Raw genomic sequence first — 16907 nt, 5'->3', positions numbered from 1 at the left:
GCCTCTTTCCCTGGTCCTGCGTCTCAAGCCAGGATGCGTGAATGACGGGAGAAACGACATGAAAGGCGCTGCCCTGCCGTTCGCGCAGCGTGAATGGCCCCGCCGTCCGTTCGCGGCGGGCGGGGCTATGCTGGCCCTGGGCGGCGCGCTGGGACTGAGCGGTCCGTTCGGCACCTATGAGGAGTTCGGCGGCGGCGCGCGGCTGGCCTATTGGATTCTGGCGGTGATGGGCGTGTGGGGGTTGATCGAGCTGCTGGCCTTTGCCGCGGCACGGCTCATGCCGGAACGGGCGCGCCCGCGCCCCGCCCTCGCGCTGACGCTTCTGGTCGCGCTGGCCGCCTGGCCGGGAACGGCCTGGCTGGTCCTGCTGGAACGCGGGCTTCTGGCCCGTCCGGTGGACGCCGACTGGCTGGCGACCTGGTTGGAGATCCTGGTCCTGGGCACGGGCCTGACCCTGGCCGCCCACCGGCTGCGCCTGGGCCCCGCCGCATGGCTTCCGGCCCGCGGCGACGGGTATGGAGCGGACACCCGGCCGCCTGCCGAACGGCCGCGCCTGCTCGGCCGGCTCGCCGGTCCGGCGCGCACCGGCCGCCTGCTCGCCCTGTCAGCCGACGGACATTACGTGCGTGTGATCACGGACCGGGGCGAGGGGCAATTGCTGATGCGCCTGACCGACGCCATCGCCGAGACCGGTGACGAACCGGGCTTGCAGGTACACCGGTCGCACTGGGTTGCCCGCCATGCCGTGAGCGAGCGGCGCAGCGACGGCGAACGCTGGTGGCTGGTCCTGGAAAACGGCCGGGCGGTGCCCGTCAGCCGGCGGCGGCGCAAGACAGTGGCGGCCTGGCTCGGACACTGACCGGGTTGGCGGTCCGGTATCGTGCCGTACCGGAGCCCGGACGTCCTCACGACACCTGGTGCGTTTGACACATGAGGCCGGACGTGTGCCCGGATCCCGATCCGGGTGATGACGGGAAGGTGTGGCTTTAGGGAGGCGGGGGTTGCCGGTTGTCCCGATGCGGAGGCAGTCTCCGCAGCCTTGTCATTGTCCCGCCGGAGGAACGGACACTGTCATTCTTGTGTCACCCCGCTGGATCTCAAAAACCCCGCCGCGGGCGGCGTCGAACCCGTTGAGCAGCCAGAGCGCCGTCTCGCACATCGGCGAGGCTGGGGTCACGTCCAGCCGGCGCCCGTCAATAGCGATGACCTGGTCCCCGAGTTGGAGGCCGGCCTCGGCAGCGGGGGAGCCGCTGAATATCTGTACCACGCGCGCCTGACCGTCCACGAACGCGACCGAGTAGCCACTCTCCGCTTCGTCCGGAAGCGCCTCGTCGCGCCGCTCCAGGACAAAGCGGCCCTGCGGGTAGTCGAGACGGACACGATAGGTGTCGAGCATGCCGGCCCCGACGAGCGTCGGGGGCGCGCCGCGGGTGTTCGCGCGCAACGGAGCAACCGATTGACCGTCGATGGAAAAGGCCTCGAGCGTGAAGCGGGCAAGGTCCGTGATTTCGCCGTAACCACCGGCCGACTCGCCTTCGGAACCACGTCCGGTGACCATGGAATCTGCCGCAATTGCGTCTCTGACAGACGCGTCCTGAATGAGTGTCCGGAAGAGGGAGACGGCTTCGGCACTGCCGGTGTCAAACAAGGCCCGGTCAGTCACATCGCCGACCTGGTAAGCAATGATTGGTGCGTGCGGATACCCGAAATCGCTCAGCCCGGCGTCGACGACCGCCTCGCCGCTTCCAAGTGCATCGGCGTTCGCGGCAAAACTGAGCGTTTCATTCTCCGTGTCTATCAGCCAGGCACTGCCGGCCAAGATTTCCGATCCGAGAATGCCGCCGTCAATGATGCACCCACCGAGAGAGAGTTCGGTGAAATCGAACACCAGGACCGGAACATCATGAAACACTGCGCCTCCGACCGCGAGTTCGTCGACGAGCGCGAACGCCATCGTGACTGAATTGCCGTTCGCGTCCAGGCCGGTATTGTGGCCGATAGTCGTCAACCCAAGGCGCTCGGCGATACTGCGCGAGAGCATGGTCGGCGAACCCGTGTCGAAGATAAATTCATGCGTCTCGCCATTCACCGTGGCGTTCAGAAACAACTTCCCGAAGCGTGTTTCGAGCGCCGTTGAAGCAACAGGCTGCGGGCGTTCAACCTCAATGGGTGCGTTCAGAAGCTCCGGGAGTTCCCTGTCCTGCGGCAGGCCGGGTGCGCTGATTGCCGGAACAAGCAGAGCGGACAGGGAAACCATCAACCGGATCATCGGACACCTCCGAGCTGTTGTTGCCGACAGAACGCGCCACGATTTGGGGGACAGGTATAGTTAACGCTCGTTAACTATACCTGTCCCCCTTGTGTCTTCGTCGGTCGGTTTGACGGCATCGATGGGGATTTCGCGGTCGACCGCCCGAGCAGGGCGCGAGGGACCGCAGGAACAGGTCGGGACGCCGGGTCGCCAGCGCGATGTCCGGACAGATTGGCCGGGCCTCATCAGGCCTCGTCGTAGACGTCAGCTTCGATGACGGCGTCCAGACCGAGTTCGAGATAATCCCCCAGCATCGGTGCGCCCAGCAGATAGGCCGCAGTCGAACCCGAGCGGCGGTTGCGTGCCTCGCGGACGGCTTGCGGGAAATCGTTGCCCTCGTAATCGCCGCGGCCGATCCAGTAAAGCGCCACGAGCTCGGCCTGGGCTTCCTCGTCCAGACTGTCCAGCCAGTCCTCGATCTCGGTCCGGATGGGGTCGATATCGCCGGTCAGGAGCGTCTCCACGGCGTCGGTTTCGCCATTGTCCGGATCGCGCTCGTGCTCGTAATCGTCGATCTGTTCCTTGCTGTCATAGGCCCGCGCTCTCAGGATGAGTTTCTGGACCATCTGCTCCGCGATGTTCATGTCAACGCCCTTTCACGCCTGACGCGATGAACGCTTGGCAACGGCCGCAGCCTAGCACGGTTTCGCGCTTCTGTGACCTCCGTCCCCGGGGTGCGCGGCGATGCCGCGGCGGGGTGGGCGGCGGGGTGGGCGGCGGGCTCTCCGATCAAGACTTGGTTAAGGTGGCGGGGTCAATATGCAGCCAACGACCGATTCACCGCCGTTACCGCGAGACCCCATGTCCGGCAGCTTCGACCGCATCCGCGTCCTGATCGTCGAGGACAATGCTCACATGTCGACCATTCTGCGCACGATCCTGCAGGGTTTCGGCGTGCGCACGATCGTCGAGGTGCGCGATGCGGCGGACGCGTTCGAGACGATGCGCGACGTCAATCCGGACTTTGCCCTTGTCGACTACATGCTGGGCGATCTGAACGGGCTGGAATTCACGCGCCTGGTGCGCACCGCTTCGGACAGCGCCAACAAGTATCTGCCGATCATCATGGTCACCGGCCATACCGACCGCTCCAAGGTGCTCGAGGCGATCAATGCCGGGGTCAATGAATACCTGGCCAAGCCGGTGCGTCCGGTGGACCTGTTCCACCGCATTACCGCGCTGATCGAGCGCCCGCGGCGCTTCATCAAGGCCTCGACCTATTTCGGCCCCGACCGCCGCCGCCGCCAGGATCCGCGCTATACCGGCCCCTGGCGCCGCGAGACGGACGAGGAACACTCCGCGACCGGGTAGTACGGCCGCATATTTCAGGCGACACGGACCGGGGCTGCTCCATGTCCGTCGCTTTCGTGTCCATGTCCCTTACGCGGCTGTTGTCTCCATCTTCTTGTAGACCGAGAACACGATCACGGCCTCACCTGCGCCGACGGCCTTGCGCTTGCGGATGATGGCGGCGAAGTCGGGATTGTTGACGAGAACGTCGCGTCCGATGCGGACGGCTTCCGTGCGGGTGATCAGCGCGGTGTCGCAGCTGAGTGGCGCGCCGCAGCCGGACCGGCATGAAATGGCGTCGGCTTCCGCCAGGAGCTCCATGATCCGCACGCCGGCCGCCTTGTCGGAGACGACGACCCGGCCATGGGGGTCGAAGGCGATTTCATCCAGTTCTAAGACAATCCCGATATCTGCACACATGCACCCCTCCTGCTCCACATTCACAAGGTGTACATGATTTGTTCTGCACACACAAGTGGTGTCAGGATGCTGTCTCGAGGAGACCGGTGATCTCTGCGTCTCCGGTGCACCAGCTGGTCACGAAACGCGCAGATCCGTCGGGCCACTGATAGAATCTCGCCCCGCCTCCGCGCAAGCGTTCAGCAAGCCTTTCGGGGAGCCGGGCGAAGACTTCGTTTCCGTCCACAGGATGCAGGATGGTCACGCCCGGCAGAGCGGCAAGCCCCTCGGCCAGGCGCCGGGCATGCCCGTTGGCTGTGCGCGCAAGATCGAGCCAGAGATCGCCGGACAGCCAGGCCTCGAACTGGGCGGCCAGAAAGCGCATTTTCGGGGCCATGTGTCCCGCCCGCTTCTGCCGAGCCTGCAACTCCTCGAACCGGTCCATGACAGAGGGAAAGAGAATCACGGCCTCTGCGCCCAGTGCGCCATTCTTGGTGGCGCCGAAACAAAGCGCATCGACGCCCGCTTTCCAGGTCAGCTCGGCCGGGCTGCAGCCCAGGGTGACAAGGGCATTGGAGAAGCGCGCGCCGTCCATGTGCACGAAGGCCGGACGTTCCCTGGTCCGGCCGGCGCGTTCGGCAATCTCGGCCGGGCTGTAGGCGCTGCCGCTCTCGGATAGATTGGACAGCGACAAGACCCGGACCGGCGAGGTGTGCACGAAGCCTTCGGGAATCTCGCCCAGCGCGCTGTCGAGCGCGTCCAGCGAGATTTTCGCGTGATCGCCATGGAGCGGGATCAGCTTGCCGCCGCCGGTAAAGAATTCCGGCGCGCCACGTTCGTCGCGGTGAATATGCGCCTCGTCATGGCACAGGATGGCGCCGTGACTCGGGCACAGGACCGACAGGGCAAGCGCGTTCGAGGCCGTGCCGGATACGGCGAACAGGACTTTCAGGTCGGTCTCGAAAATCTCCTTCAGCCGGGCTTCGACGCGGACGGAGACGTCGTCGGCGCCATAGCTGGCGGCAAAGCCGGCATTGGCGGCGGCAATGGCCTCGAGAAGGGCCGGATGGGCGGGGGCGGTAGTGTCGGACAGGAAATTCATGGGCCGCAATGGAGAACGCCGGCGCGCATTCGTCAATCGCCGAAGGCCGGGTCGGGGATCAGTGGCGGCAGGGTGTCGCGCATCTGGTCGGCCGAGGACGTCGGGCGGCTGGACGGGTCGGCCAGGGTGGGCTGGCCGGCCAGATCGCGGACGGGAAGTCCGCGTCCGGCGAACAGGGCGCGGATCTGCGCTTCGGTAAGTTCGGCAAAGGCGGCCTCGGCCCTGGCGAGGTTCTCCGGGCTGGCATATTGCAGCATGGGCAGGCCTTCCGATCCGTCCGGGGGCGGGCAGCGCAGGGCGTCCCGATTGGCGTCCGAGGTGGACAGGCAGAAGATTTCGCGTACCGCGAACTCCGTCGATCCGGGACCGGCGGGATAGGGCAGAACCTCATTCGCCAGGCCGGTCGCCGCGGCGCCGCCGCCACGGGCTTGTTCCGCCGGTGTTTCGTCGTCGTCGTCCTCGTCCTCGTCGGTTTCGGCCTCGGCGGATGGTGGCGGCACAGCCGGCGTGACCGGTTCCGCGGCCTCGGCGGCCGGCTCGGGCTCCGGCGGTTCCGGTCCGGTCCGGGACGGTGGCGCCGTGGCGGGTTCCGGTGCGGGTTCCGGCCGGGGCGGCGGGGACACGAAGACCACGTCCAGTGCGGCGGGCGATTCGCGCGGATCGGGCGGGCGCGGCAGGAAAAGAAGCAGGGTGATGAACAGCGAATTGGCCGCAATGGCAAGCACGCCGGCGAGGGCACGGCGGCGCACGATATCGGTCGGGGGCGCGAAAAACGCTACGCCCAATCCAGCCTCCCAATCGGCCCCCGCCGTCGTTTCAAGAGGTAGCGGATCGCCGCGGCAAGGACCAGACTTGTCGAGGTGACAAGTCTGTAATGGGGCTGCGGTCGGGAACGGGCTGCGCATATCCCCCGGAACGGGGACCGGGGAGAATGGGTAGGCGGGAGGGGCGGCGGCCTACAGCATTTCGGCCCATACGACATAGCGCAGCGGGCCCGGCGTCATGGCGCCGAAGGGCCAGCAGGTGACGAGCGCCAGGCGTGCCGTCCCGCCGTCGACATGAATGCCGGAACGGTTGGCGTCGACAATTTCGCTGCCGGTCACGCGATAGGCGACCGGCGGACCGTCCGCGGGTTCGACGATGACGGTCTGGCCGGGTTCCACATCGCGCAGGAAGGCGAAATGCGTGTCGCGATGGGCGGCGATCACGCTGACCCCAGCCTCGCCCGGGCGTGCCGACACCGCGAGCAGCGAGGGGCCGAAGGCGAGGGATTCTCCACCAGCATCCGCCAGCACGATGGCATGTTCGCCGAGTTCGGGGACGGAGAGCCGCGCCACGGGCCAGGTATCGGCCCAGGGCCATGGTGTTGGCGCGGTCTCTCCGTCGATTGCGCGGGTCCAGGCGTGCGCCAGTAGGACCTGCGCAATTTCGGCCTTGGCGGCGATCCAGACCCCCTGTCCGAAGACCAGGGCTCCGGCGGCGATCAGCGCCAGCGCGCCGCCGCGGGCGATGAGACGGGTGTTCACCACAGGCGGCGCTCCTGATTCATCACCAGCCAGAGCAGGCCGAGCAGCATCAGCAATCCGCCGACCAGGCTCAGCAATTCGCGCGGCGTCGCGGTGGCCGGCAGGGCAAGGCCGGCCTCACCCTCGCCGGCATCGCTGCCGGGCGGGGGCGGGGGTGCCGACGGGGCGATGCGGCTGACGGCGGCGTCATCGAGCGCGGCATGCCGGACCGGCCGGGCGCGAGAGTCCGATACCGCCTCGAAATCCCATCCGTCGGGGATCATCAGGGGCACGTCGCGTGCAACCAGGTCGTCGCCGGCGGTGCGGGCGGGGGTGACGTCCACGGCGACCAGGCTGGTCAGGCGCGAGACCAGGTGGAAATCGAGCGCCGTTTCCAGCACCGCCGCATCGATCGAGGCCTGGCTGGCGCCCCGGAACCGGGTTTCCTCCAGGGCGCGGATCCGGTTGCGGGCCCACAGCGTGGCAACACCGGTGGCCGGTATCGTGCCGGCCAGCGAGAGCTGTTGCCGCCAGGTCTCGCCTGACAGGCGGCCTTCCACCATCATCACACCCTCGCTCGAGCCGAGCCGGGCGGTCAGCAGTACCGGTTCGCCATAATAGAGATCGGGCAGCGGGGCCGGCCAGATTTCCGACAAGGTGTCTTCCGGAAAGAGCGCGTCGAGATGCGTCATCACCGGACGTTCCAGCGTGGTAAAGAGCTCGGCCATCTTCCCGGAGACTTCCGAAACATCGCCGATATGGGTGAAGGTGCCCCGGCCGATGCGGGCGGCGCGGCTCATGAAATAGGTATTGGGGGCCGAACCGATACCGACGGGGAAAAGGCGCGAGCGGCCCAGGCCGTCGTGGATGGCGGCGAAGAGTTCGGACTCATTGCCGATAGCGCCGTCGGTGAGGAACACGATCTGCCGTATGCGGCTCCCGTCGTCCGGCGTGGCGTCGGTCAGCGCCGCCTGCATGGCGGGCAGCATATTGGTCCCGCCCCCGGCGTCGAGGCCGCGCGCAAAGGCGAGGGCGCGGCCGATATTGGTTTCGCTGGCGTCGACGGCGGCGGGGAAGACCATCTCCATCGAATTGTCGAAGCGGATCACGTTGAAGCGGTCCTCCGGCGCCAGGCGCTGAAGCGCCTGGATCAGGGCGTCGCGCGCCTGGCGCATCGAGGTGCCGGCCATGGAGCCGGAATTGTCGATGACAAATATCGTTTCGCGCGGCCGCCTCGGCGTGCCGGCACCGAGCGCAGCCGGCGGCAGGATCTGGGCGAGGAGATAGGTCTCGCCCTCATGTTCCTGGGTAAAGAGGGCAGCGCTGGGGGCGGACTCGTCGGCAGGACGCCAGGTGAGGACGAAGTCGCGATTGGCCGGGATCGGCCCGTCGGCCAGTGACACCCGGGCGCGACCGGGGTCGCCCAATTCGATCAGCGTGGCGTGATAGAGGCTGGCGACACGGCCGAGTTCGAACCCGGGTCTGAGATCGGCCGTGATCGTCACCGGCAGGCGCAGGCCTTCCTCGGGCTCGCCGTCCGGGTGCATTATCGGCGGGGTGATGCGATGGGCGCCGGGCACGCGGCGATCGGGCGGGCTGCCGAGGGCGGCGGGCAGGACGTCACTGTCCTGCGGGATATAGCGCGGGGTGAGTCCCAGCGGCACACGCACCTGGAAGGTGCCGTCATCGAGGCGGGCGACGTCCTGGTATTCGATCTGCACGATCACGGTCTCGCCGGGACCGATATTGGCCACCGAGGTGGTGAACATGTTGGGCCGGTCCTGCTCCAGAAGGCTGGCCCGCTGACCGGCCTCGCGGGCGCGTTCGTAGATGCGCCGGGCTTCACGGCGTTCGTGGATCTCGCCCTCGATAAAGCGGTCGCCGACCTGCATGCGCAGCCGGTCGACGCCGCTGCCGGCGGACAGGGGAAAGACATAGGTCCCCTCGACCCAGGCATCCGACGGATTCTCGAAACGCTGGGTCACCGTGGCGCGCACAATGGGGCCGGATATATCCAGCTCGATGTCGGTGGCGACCATCGGGGCGGGCACGTAGAGCCCGGCATCGACGGTCCTGATCAACAGCGCGCCTTCATGGATCTCCGACAGCCTGACCAGGCCGTCCGGCGTGTCGGCGCGGGCGTCGGACCACAGAAGGAGCGATACCGCGAGGGCGGCGATTGCCAGGACAAGGGCAAAGCCGCCCTGTCCTCCAAGCGAATGGTGTGAATGAGCGGATGCCATCAATGTCTCTCCCCGAAACGCGCCGGCCGCTCCGTTTGCGAGGGTGAGATCCGGAGCGGCCGGCCTCCCTGTCCGCCTGAAACGCTGGACCCGGAACGCGGATGTGACGGGGCAGGAATGGGGCGAGAGCGGGGAGAAGTTGGGCAATTGCGGGGCGCCGCGGGCTTTTCATGTCATGCAGAATTGCCGGGCCGCCAAGGCGATCTTGCATGGCTGGGGGATTGGCCTTAACCGGTGTGGCGACTAGGCTTCCTGCTTCGCCCATCCCTGTTCACCGGAAATCACATCATGAATTTTTCGCCGTCCGCCGCGCTCATGCGCGTGAAACCCTCCGCCACGCTTGCCGTCACCCAGAAGGCGCGCGATCTGAAGGCGAAGGGTGTGGACGTGATTTCGCTTGGCGCGGGCGAACCGGACTTCGATACGCCCGACCACATCAAGGCGGCCGCGATCGAGGCCATCCGGCGCGGCGAGACCAAATATACGGCCGTCGACGGCATCCCCGAACTCAAGGAAGCCATCGTCAGGAAATTCCGCCGCGACAACGATCTGGAATACACGGCCCAGCAGGTGCATGTGTCCACCGGCGGCAAGCCGGTGATCTACAATGCGCTTCTGGCGACCTTGAATCCCGGCGACGAGGTGATCATTCCGGCACCCTACTGGGTGAGTTATCCGGAAATGGTCAATCTGGTCGGCGGGACGCCGGTGGCCGTCCGGGCGGGAATCGAAAGCCGGTTCAAGATCACGCCGGACCAGCTGGAAGCGGCGATCACGTCCAGAACGCGCTGGCTCATCCTCAACTCGCCCTCCAACCCGACGGGCATGGGCTACACCGCAGACGAGCTGAAGGCGCTGGCCGAGGTCCTGCTGCGCCACCCGCATGTCTGGGTGATGACCGACGACATGTATGAGCACATCGTCTATGAGGGCTATGAATTCGCCACCATCGCCCAGGTCGAGCCGAAACTCCATGACCGCACGCTGACCATGAACGGGGTCTCCAAGGCCTATGCCATGACGGGCTGGCGCATCGGCTATGCGGCCGGGCCGCAGGCGCTGATCAAGGAGATGGGCAAGGTCGCCTCGCAGACCACCTCCAATCCCTGCTCGATCAGCCAGTGGGCTTCGGTAGAGGCGCTCAACGGCGATCACGGTTTCCTCAAGGCGCGCAACGACGCCTTCCTGCGCCGCCGCGATCTGGTGCTGGGGGCGGTGAACGGAGCGGAAGGCCTGCAGGCGCCGACGCCGGAGGGTGCGTTCTATGTTTTTGCCGATTGTTCCGGCTGTATCGGCAAGACCGCGCCGGACGGCACGCGGATCGAAACCGATACCGATTTCTGCGCGGCGCTTCTGGGTGCGGAGGCCGTAGCCGTTGTGCCGGGCATTGCCTTCGGCCTGGAACCGGGTTTCCGCATCTCCTACGCGACGGACGATGCCGCCCTCGCCGAAGCCGGAAAGCGTATCCAGCGCTTTTGTGCCGCACTGAGTTGATCATAGATCCAGTCTATACCGGCCTTCGTAATTCCTGATTGGAAGTGCGGAATTGCCCGGCCCATATTGGGGTCGAGACCGCGGGCCTGCCCGCACGCGAACTACGAATGGAGACAAGCATGAGCATCAATATGGGTCTGTCGGACACGCAGCGCGAGACCATGGCGAAGGCCGTCACGGCTGTCCTGGCGGACACCTACGCGCTCTATTTCAAGACGCACGTCTATCACTGGAATGTCACCGGACCGCGCTTTCACGATCTGCACGCCCTGTTCGAGACCCAGTACAACGAACTCTGGGCTGCAACCGACGTGATCGCCGAGCGTATCCGTGCCCTCGACGTGGTCGCGCCGCGCTCCTACGCCGAGATGGAGGGCGCGGCCTCTATCAAGTCCGGCGGCGATGCCACCGAGGCCAATGCCATGCTGAAGGATCTGCTGACGGGCCATGAAACCGTGGTCGCCACGATCCGCAAGGCGCTGGAACTTGCTGACGAACATGGCGACGAGGCCACGGCCGACGTGCTGACCCCGCGCCTCACGGAGCACGAGAAATCCGCCTGGATGCTGCGCTCGACGATCGGATAGGGCGCGCCCTGCCAGCCAACATGAAAACCCCGGCCGCCATGCCGGGGTTTTTTATCGGCTAGGCGTTGCGGCAGCACTCTTCCTGGAGGAAGGCAAGAATCCCCCCCATGGCCGCCATGTCGCAGCAGCAGTTCAGCACCCGTCCGTCGCGCGTCTGCCGCACCAGGCCGACATCGACCAGTTTGCGCAGATGAAAGGAGAGTGTGGACTGCGCCATGCTCAGCTGTGCCTGCACCCGGCCGACGGGGAGGCCCTCCGGCCCGGCCCGCAGGAGAACGCGATAAATGCGCAGACGTGTTCCGTGTCCCAGGGCGGCAAGCTGTCCGGCCAGACGGTCGAGATCGGTATCGGCGTCAGCAATGGCAGGCATCCGGTCCGCCCTTTTCGTCTTCGACCCACAGGATGGGCGCGAAGCCCTCCGCCTCGCCGCTCAATCCCGTGACCTGCCCGGAAAACAGGCGTGCGGCCATATAAAGCGGTGTGTCGCCATGCGTCCAGACGCGGATATCGGTCTTGAAGGCGCGTGCTCCGGCGGCGGTGGTCAGGATGCGCTGGCCGGGAGGGGCGAGGGCCTGGGCCAGATAACCGCCGTCCAGGATGTCCTGCCATTTGCGCCGGCTCAGCTTGTCGCCCCGATAGACGCCGCGCGAAGCGAAGCCGCGAAGGGGTTTGAAGACCAGCGATTTGCGGCCGGTCCAGAGCGCATCGGCGCGTGCATGCGTGACGGCTTCGGCATCGAGTATCGCGGCCGGCCGATCGGGATCGGCCGCCAGCTGTACGAGCAGGGCCTTGTCGGCATAGGCCTGCCATACCTGCGGATTGGGTGCCACGAATGCGGCGCCGGTTTCATGGGCATGGCGCAGCGTCCGGCTTTGCGGCGTTGCCCAGGTGAAATCGGTCCAGCGGTTGTAGACCATGTCGACGGGCCCGGAGGGTCCGCGAAGCCCGCAGCCGTCGAACGCCAACTGCCCTATATCGAGGATGTCGCAGGCGATCCCGGCGCGGCCGAGGGCGTGGCGCGCGGCCTGCATCTCGCAATGGAGCGGTTGTGTTTCAGGATCCTCGTCCAGGATCGCGACCCGCCTGAGTGGCGTGGATCCGGCATGGCGGGACCAGGCCTTGAGAATGGTCTCGACCGGATCGGCGGGGTGTGTTGCGCCGATCCGGGTCAGACAGCCCGCCGGGGCGGATGCGACCGAAGCGGCAATGGCGGGCTGCAGGAAGAGGCCGCCCGCATTCACGTTGATTTCGATCAGCTTCGGCCCGTCGGGCGTGATGTGATAGTCGAAACTGTTGAAGAGGCCCGCATTGTCGACAGCGCTGCTGCGCGGCCGCAGGCGTCTCAGCGTCCGGCCGACGGCCCGCGTCGCCTCGACAAGGCCGGCTTGGGTCCGGCGCGGCAGGAAAACCCCCTGTGGCGCCGTGAGCGCCAGGCCGGGGCCGGTGGGCGTGCATTGGCACTGCGCATTGAGATGATCGTGCAGCATATAATATCCAATATTCCAGAAAAATGGATATATGGACGATGTGGTGCCCTGGCAAGTCGTGGCGGACAGGCAAAGAAAAGCCCCGGTCCAGGAGGACCGGGGCAGTGTTACTCGCTTGCGGGCGGGGTAGCCCGAAGAAATGGCGCCGGGTCCTTAAGGGGAGGAGAGGGGACCCGGCGCGATGTGCATACCTGATGGGGAGGAGACGGGTATGCAAACTCAGAATGGGGAGATCTGAGGCGCGACGTCGCCGCCGCGTCGGGCGTGTATATGATGCATTTGCGAAGGGCCGACCAGAGCCGATCCATCATGTCGGACATGCAAAAATGCGGGCGGTCCACATTTTTGCCATGCAATATTTCCGCCATCACCGGATGGCGGCGAGCCGGGTGACGATCGGAATCAGCTCTGCCAGAGCCGAGCCTGCTCGATAAGGAAATCCCGGAAGGCGACAATGCGGCGCGACCCGCGCAGCTCGCTGGGATAGACGAAATAGACGTCGAAATCGGGGCCCTCGACCTCGGGCAGGACCTCCACCAGATTGGCGTTCTCCCGCGCCACATAGTCGGGCAGGGCGGCGATGCCCATGCCCGCCTCGACGGCCTTCATCACGCCATAGATCGTGTTCACCTCGATCACGGCAGGTCGCGGCGGTTCGCCGTCGGGGCGCCCGACCTTGGCGGCCCAGTCCAGCCCCGGAATGGGTGCCATTTGCGGCGGGCCGTAATGGATGATCGGGTGATTGTCGAGATCCTCGGCCGAGACCGGCGCGCCGCGGCGTTCGACATAGGAATGGCTGGCATAGAGGTGCTGTCGCACGCTCATCAGCTTGCGCTGGACCAGATCGTTCTGGGTCGAGGGCCAGGGGCGGATGCCGACCTCGGCCTCGAGACCGGCCAGATCCAGCTCGTGATCGTCCAGCATCAGGCGAATGCGGATGCCGGGATATTGTTCGTGGAACGCTTCCAGGCGGCGGGCCAGCCAGATGGCGCCCAGGGCCGTGGGGGCAGTGACCTTCAGTTCCCCGGAGGGTTCGTCGCGGGCATCCTGGACGCGTGCCTCGGCGACGGCCACCTTGCCGTGGATTTCGTGGGCTGCCTCGTAGAGAAGATTGCCCGGCTCAGTCGGGATCAGGCCGCGCGCATGACGGTGGAAGAGCGTGACGCCCAGATCGTCTTCCAGCGCGGCGATCTGCCGGCTGACGGCCGACTGCGACAAGCCCAGCATGTCGGCGGCCTTGGTCAGCGAGCCGGCCTGGGCCGCGGCATGAAACGTCTTCAGCTTGTCCCAGTCCATCGGCCCTGCGTCTCCCCCGGAATCAGAGTTCCGGGGACAGTTTATCTGTATGGGCACAAATCGCGAGGGGCGAAATGCGCAAGCCGGTCCGCAAGGGACCGGCTTGCGGTGTAGCGCTGACCTTAGGCGTTGATATTGCTCATCCGGCTTTCCGGGTAGCGGGCGCCTTTCACCCGGTCGGCCAGGGTGTCCAGGCGGGCGATCTGGTCCGACGTCAGGGTCAGTCGCGAGGCGCCGAGATTGACGTGCAAGTTCGACAGCCTGGTCGTGCCTGGAATGGTCAGCACCTCCTCGCCCCGGCCGAGGACCCAGGCCAGGGCGACCTGCGCAGGATGTGCATCGAGGGTTTCCGCAACGGTTTTCACCTCTTCGACCAGGGCCAGATTGGCCTCCAGGGCATCTCGGGCAAAGCGCGGCTGCGTGGCGCTGGAGCGGAAATCCTGCTCCGGGGGCGTGTAGTCCCTGGTGAAGCGGCCGGTCAGCAGGCCCCGCCCGAGCGGCGAATAGGCCACGAGCGAGGCGCCGGTCTCGCGGACGGCGGGCAGGGGGCCCTCCTCGATATCGCGGCTGAAGATGGAATACTCCGATTGCAGCGCGGCAATGGGGTGAACGGCGCCGGCGCGCTTGAGCGTGTCCGCCGAGGCTTCCGACAGGCCCAGGGCGCGAACCTTGCCCTCCTCGACCAGCCTGGCCATGGCGCCCACCGTTTCCTCGATCGGTGTTTTCGGGTCGACCCGGTGGAGGTAGTAGAGATCGACATGATCGGTCCGGAGGAAGCGCAGCGAGTCCTCGATCGCCCTGCGCATATTGGCTTCCGATCCGTCGACATCCAGAAAGGCGCCGGTCTCCGGATCGCGGACCGGGCCGAACTTGGTGGCGATGGTCACCTTGTCGCGGCGGTCGTGAAAGGCCTCGCCGAGAAGGCGTTCATTGGCGCCCATGCCGTAAAGCTGGGCGGTGTCGAAATGATCGATGCCGGCATCGATCGCGGCGTGCAGCAGGGCGACACCGTCGGCCGTGCCGACGGCGGGTCCGTAGAATTCGGACAGGCCCATACAGCCCAGCCCGATCGGATTCACGAAAATGCCGGAATGGCCGATTTCGCGTTTCTGCATGATGGTCTCCCTTGCGTGGAGATTGCTGAATGAGGGGCGGCCCCGGCCGGAGCCATGAAAGGCACTCACCGCAGCGGGTGAGTGCTCACTCACAAATGGGATGCGGCCGGCGTCAGCGCAAGTCCCCTGCGGAAGAATTCTAGTCCTGAATGCGCCAGCTGTCCCAGGCTGCGTCGATGGCCGCGTCGATTTCCGCCTCGCTCCACCGGCGCCCCTGGGCGCCCTGTTTCAGCATCGTCACGAGCGGGGAGAAGAGGAAGGCGCGCAGTACGGTGTCGGGCACGGGCTTGACTTGCCCGGCGGCCTGGCCGTCCCGGATCAGCGCGGCGGTATGCGTGATCAGGCCTTCGTGGACCTGGCCGCTGTCGACCCGGGACAGGGGGTATTCGGAAAAGCGCTGGCCATAGGCGAAGGCGACGGGGTCGGCGCTGTAGGCGTTCCAGATGCCGCGCCAGAACCGCCGGAAGCGGGTTTCCACACTGCCCGAGGCGTCGGTCCCGGCCTTCACGGTCTCGAACAGGGTCTGCTTGATGTGGGAATAGACCGCGACGAAGAGCGCGTCCTTGCTGTCGAAATGCCGGTAGAGCGTGCCTTCCGCGAGGCCGGCCTTGCGGGCGATCGCAGCCGTCGTCGCGGCGGAGAATCCGTCTTCGGCCACCAGCACCATGGCGGCGCGCATGAGACGGGTCCGTGTGGAGGGCTGATCGGCGCTCATGCACCCCTCTAGCCCGATGCGCGGGGGCGGGTCCAGCACCGCGGTCCGGGCGGCGGTGCCGGCACCAGTCTCAGTCCGACGGCGCTTCCTCAGGTACATCCCGCACCGAGACATCGCCTGAGCCGCTCGACATCCGTTGCCGGCGCAGGGCGACATTGTCGAAGAAATCGCGAACGATTTCCGAATCCGCCTGGCATCCCGTACCGCTGTCGGCCAGGCCGCCTTCATTCGGCCGGCTGACGCTGCCGCCGTAGAGCGAGGCGGTTGCGCACGGGCCGGCGCCATTGGTCAGGTCGGCGAGATTGTCGTCATAGGCGAGAAAGCGCGGTTCGCCGCCATTGGCAAGAATGGCGGAGACCTGCGCGCCGGCGAAGGTGCCGAGATGCGCATACAGATCCGCCGGCCAATCGGCGAAGAAATGGGGTCTCGCAGTCTCGTAGACGGGCGAGATGCGGGGCGTCGTGTTGTCCTCCACGCCGCGCAGGGCGTTGACGAATTCGCGCGCATTGGCATCCAGCATCGACCACACTTCGGAGCCGGTGTAGGCCTGACGCCGCAATTGCGGCGAACCGACGGCGCCGGTGTGGAAACCGTAGATCACCCGCGGGTCGTCCCAATGGCGATAGACGATATTCTCGCGGATATCGCGCAGGCTGAGACGGGTGCCGCCGGCCTCGACAACGGGAGTGTCGTGCAGGGAGGTATTGTCCGGGCCCAGCCGGATCCGCTGCGGCGAGCTGACCGGATAGGCGCGGGCCAGCTCGTCCAGCACGATGATATTGTGCAGGTTGAACCAGAAGGCGAGCTGTTCGTCGCGCGTCAGCGAGGCCAGGTCGACCTGGCGTGCGATATCCTCCAGCCCGCCGCGGTAGGACGCGATGATGGCCTTGTTCTCGTCGTTGAGAACGTGGAGCATCAGCCGATTGCCTTCATAGCGGTAGCGCGACTCGCTCTGGCGCACGAGCCGGGTGCCGGTGCGTTCAACGCGGCTGCGCACGACCTGGCGGTCGGACATCGGCACATCGTAGACGACATTGCGGAAAATCACGCTTAGCGCGGAATAGTCGATTTCCGGCCCGCTTTCGGCGTGAACGGCAAAGGCGGAAAAACGGTCTGACACATCCTGGGCTGACGCGGGCAGGGGAGCGGAAAGGGCGAGCAGGGCCGCCGCGGCGACTGCGGGAATCCATAGCCGGACATTCGACATGATCAGTCTCCTGTTGGCGCTCCCCAGCCCGGTCTGGGTACCGGGCATGCACGCTCAGGTCGACTTAAATCCTGTCCATCTTTTCTCGCGCCGGGGCCTGTCTGCACGGGACTGTTTCGAGGTCGCGCGGGTCTCTTGAAGCTGCCTGGGCCGCCA

17 protein-coding genes are annotated in these 16907 nt (G+C 66.3%); 4 read left to right on the top strand and 13 right to left on the bottom strand.

Translation table 11 applies throughout. The features are described from left to right. Positions 1–58: 58 nt before the first annotated feature. Positions 59–859 (top strand): LytTR family DNA-binding domain-containing protein, encoded by an 801-nt coding sequence (locus Q1U94_RS13490; protein ID WP_300545620.1) that lies wholly within the window; start codon positions 59–61, stop codon positions 857–859. A 183-nt stretch (positions 860–1042) separates the two neighbouring features. Here the strand turns inward: Q1U94_RS13490 and Q1U94_RS13485 are convergent, their stop codons facing one another. Continuing rightward, on the bottom strand, positions 1043–2269 hold the full coding sequence (locus Q1U94_RS13485) for an aspartyl protease family protein (RefSeq protein WP_300545617.1): 1227 nt from the start codon (positions 2267–2269) through the stop codon (positions 1043–1045). Between the two features lie 227 nt (positions 2270–2496). Continuing rightward, positions 2497–2895 (bottom strand): DUF3775 domain-containing protein, encoded by a 399-nt coding sequence (locus Q1U94_RS13480; RefSeq protein ID WP_300545614.1) that lies wholly within the window; start codon positions 2893–2895, stop codon positions 2497–2499. A 217-nt stretch (positions 2896–3112) separates the two neighbouring features. Between Q1U94_RS13480 and Q1U94_RS13475 the strand changes: the two genes are divergently transcribed. Beyond that, the gene (locus Q1U94_RS13475; RefSeq protein ID WP_300545612.1) at positions 3113–3622 is read left to right on the top strand and encodes a response regulator; all 510 of its coding nucleotides are present in this window, start codon (positions 3113–3115) and stop codon (positions 3620–3622) included. 69 nt (positions 3623–3691) lie between these two features. Here the strand turns inward: Q1U94_RS13475 and Q1U94_RS13470 are convergent, their stop codons facing one another. The 5 genes from Q1U94_RS13470 to Q1U94_RS13450 all read right to left on the bottom strand — a co-directional run bounded on the left by Q1U94_RS13470 (position 3692) and on the right by Q1U94_RS13450 (position 8850). Then, positions 3692–4021, bottom strand: a complete 330-nt coding sequence (locus tag Q1U94_RS13470) for a hypothetical protein (protein ID WP_300545609.1) — start codon at positions 4019–4021, stop codon at positions 3692–3694. A 61-nt stretch (positions 4022–4082) separates the two neighbouring features. Further along, positions 4083–5102: a low specificity L-threonine aldolase gene (locus tag Q1U94_RS13465; RefSeq protein ID WP_300545606.1), complete on the bottom strand. Its 1020-nt coding sequence runs from the start codon at positions 5100–5102 to the stop codon at positions 4083–4085. A 32-nt stretch (positions 5103–5134) separates the two neighbouring features. Continuing rightward, positions 5135–5887: a hypothetical protein gene (locus Q1U94_RS13460; RefSeq protein ID WP_300545604.1), complete on the bottom strand. Its 753-nt coding sequence runs from the start codon at positions 5885–5887 to the stop codon at positions 5135–5137. Positions 5888–6058: 171 nt separating this feature from the next. Next, on the bottom strand, positions 6059–6628 hold the full coding sequence (locus Q1U94_RS13455; protein ID WP_300545602.1) for a class GN sortase: 570 nt from the start codon (positions 6626–6628) through the stop codon (positions 6059–6061). Beyond that, a complete protein-coding gene (locus Q1U94_RS13450) occupies positions 6625–8850 on the bottom strand; it encodes a marine proteobacterial sortase target protein (protein WP_300545599.1) in 2226 nt (741 codons plus the stop codon). Before Q1U94_RS13450 ends, Q1U94_RS13455 begins: the two co-directional genes overlap by 4 nt. A gap of 288 nt (positions 8851–9138) precedes the next feature. Here Q1U94_RS13450 and Q1U94_RS13445 point away from each other — a divergent pair, with 288 nt between their 5' ends. Beyond that, positions 9139–10344 (top strand): pyridoxal phosphate-dependent aminotransferase, encoded by a 1206-nt coding sequence (locus Q1U94_RS13445; protein WP_300545597.1) that lies wholly within the window; start codon positions 9139–9141, stop codon positions 10342–10344. 119 nt (positions 10345–10463) lie between these two features. After that, on the top strand, positions 10464–10931 hold the full coding sequence (locus Q1U94_RS13440) for a DNA starvation/stationary phase protection protein (protein ID WP_300545596.1): 468 nt from the start codon (positions 10464–10466) through the stop codon (positions 10929–10931). Between the two features lie 58 nt (positions 10932–10989). Here the strand turns inward: Q1U94_RS13440 and Q1U94_RS13435 are convergent, their stop codons facing one another. From Q1U94_RS13435 to Q1U94_RS13410, 6 genes are all read right to left on the bottom strand, one after another. Further along, positions 10990–11301: a metalloregulator ArsR/SmtB family transcription factor gene (locus Q1U94_RS13435; protein WP_300545594.1), complete on the bottom strand. Its 312-nt coding sequence runs from the start codon at positions 11299–11301 to the stop codon at positions 10990–10992. Further along, the gene (locus Q1U94_RS13430; RefSeq protein ID WP_300545592.1) at positions 11285–12418 is read right to left on the bottom strand and encodes a hypothetical protein; all 1134 of its coding nucleotides are present in this window, start codon (positions 12416–12418) and stop codon (positions 11285–11287) included. The genes Q1U94_RS13435 and Q1U94_RS13430 overlap by 17 nt, the downstream gene beginning before the upstream one ends. Positions 12419–12820: 402 nt before the next feature. Further along, positions 12821–13714, bottom strand: coding sequence for a LysR family transcriptional regulator (locus Q1U94_RS13425; RefSeq protein WP_300545590.1), 894 nt, complete (start codon positions 13712–13714; stop codon positions 12821–12823). A 122-nt stretch (positions 13715–13836) separates the two neighbouring features. Continuing rightward, the gene (locus Q1U94_RS13420) at positions 13837–14829 is read right to left on the bottom strand and encodes an aldo/keto reductase (protein ID WP_300545587.1); all 993 of its coding nucleotides are present in this window, start codon (positions 14827–14829) and stop codon (positions 13837–13839) included. Between the two features lie 139 nt (positions 14830–14968). Next, the gene (locus Q1U94_RS13415; protein WP_300545584.1) at positions 14969–15544 is read right to left on the bottom strand and encodes a TetR/AcrR family transcriptional regulator; all 576 of its coding nucleotides are present in this window, start codon (positions 15542–15544) and stop codon (positions 14969–14971) included. Between the two features lie 70 nt (positions 15545–15614). Then, on the bottom strand, positions 15615–16751 hold the full coding sequence (locus Q1U94_RS13410) for a DUF547 domain-containing protein (protein ID WP_300545582.1): 1137 nt from the start codon (positions 16749–16751) through the stop codon (positions 15615–15617). Positions 16752–16907: the final 156 nt, after the last annotated feature.

The organism is Maricaulis sp. (assembly GCF_030149515.1).
In the GTDB taxonomy this organism is placed as follows: domain Bacteria; phylum Pseudomonadota; class Alphaproteobacteria; order Caulobacterales; family Maricaulaceae; genus Maricaulis.
The sequence above is the reverse complement of the archived record's forward strand: the minus strand, read 5'-3'. Positions and strand labels throughout refer to the sequence as shown.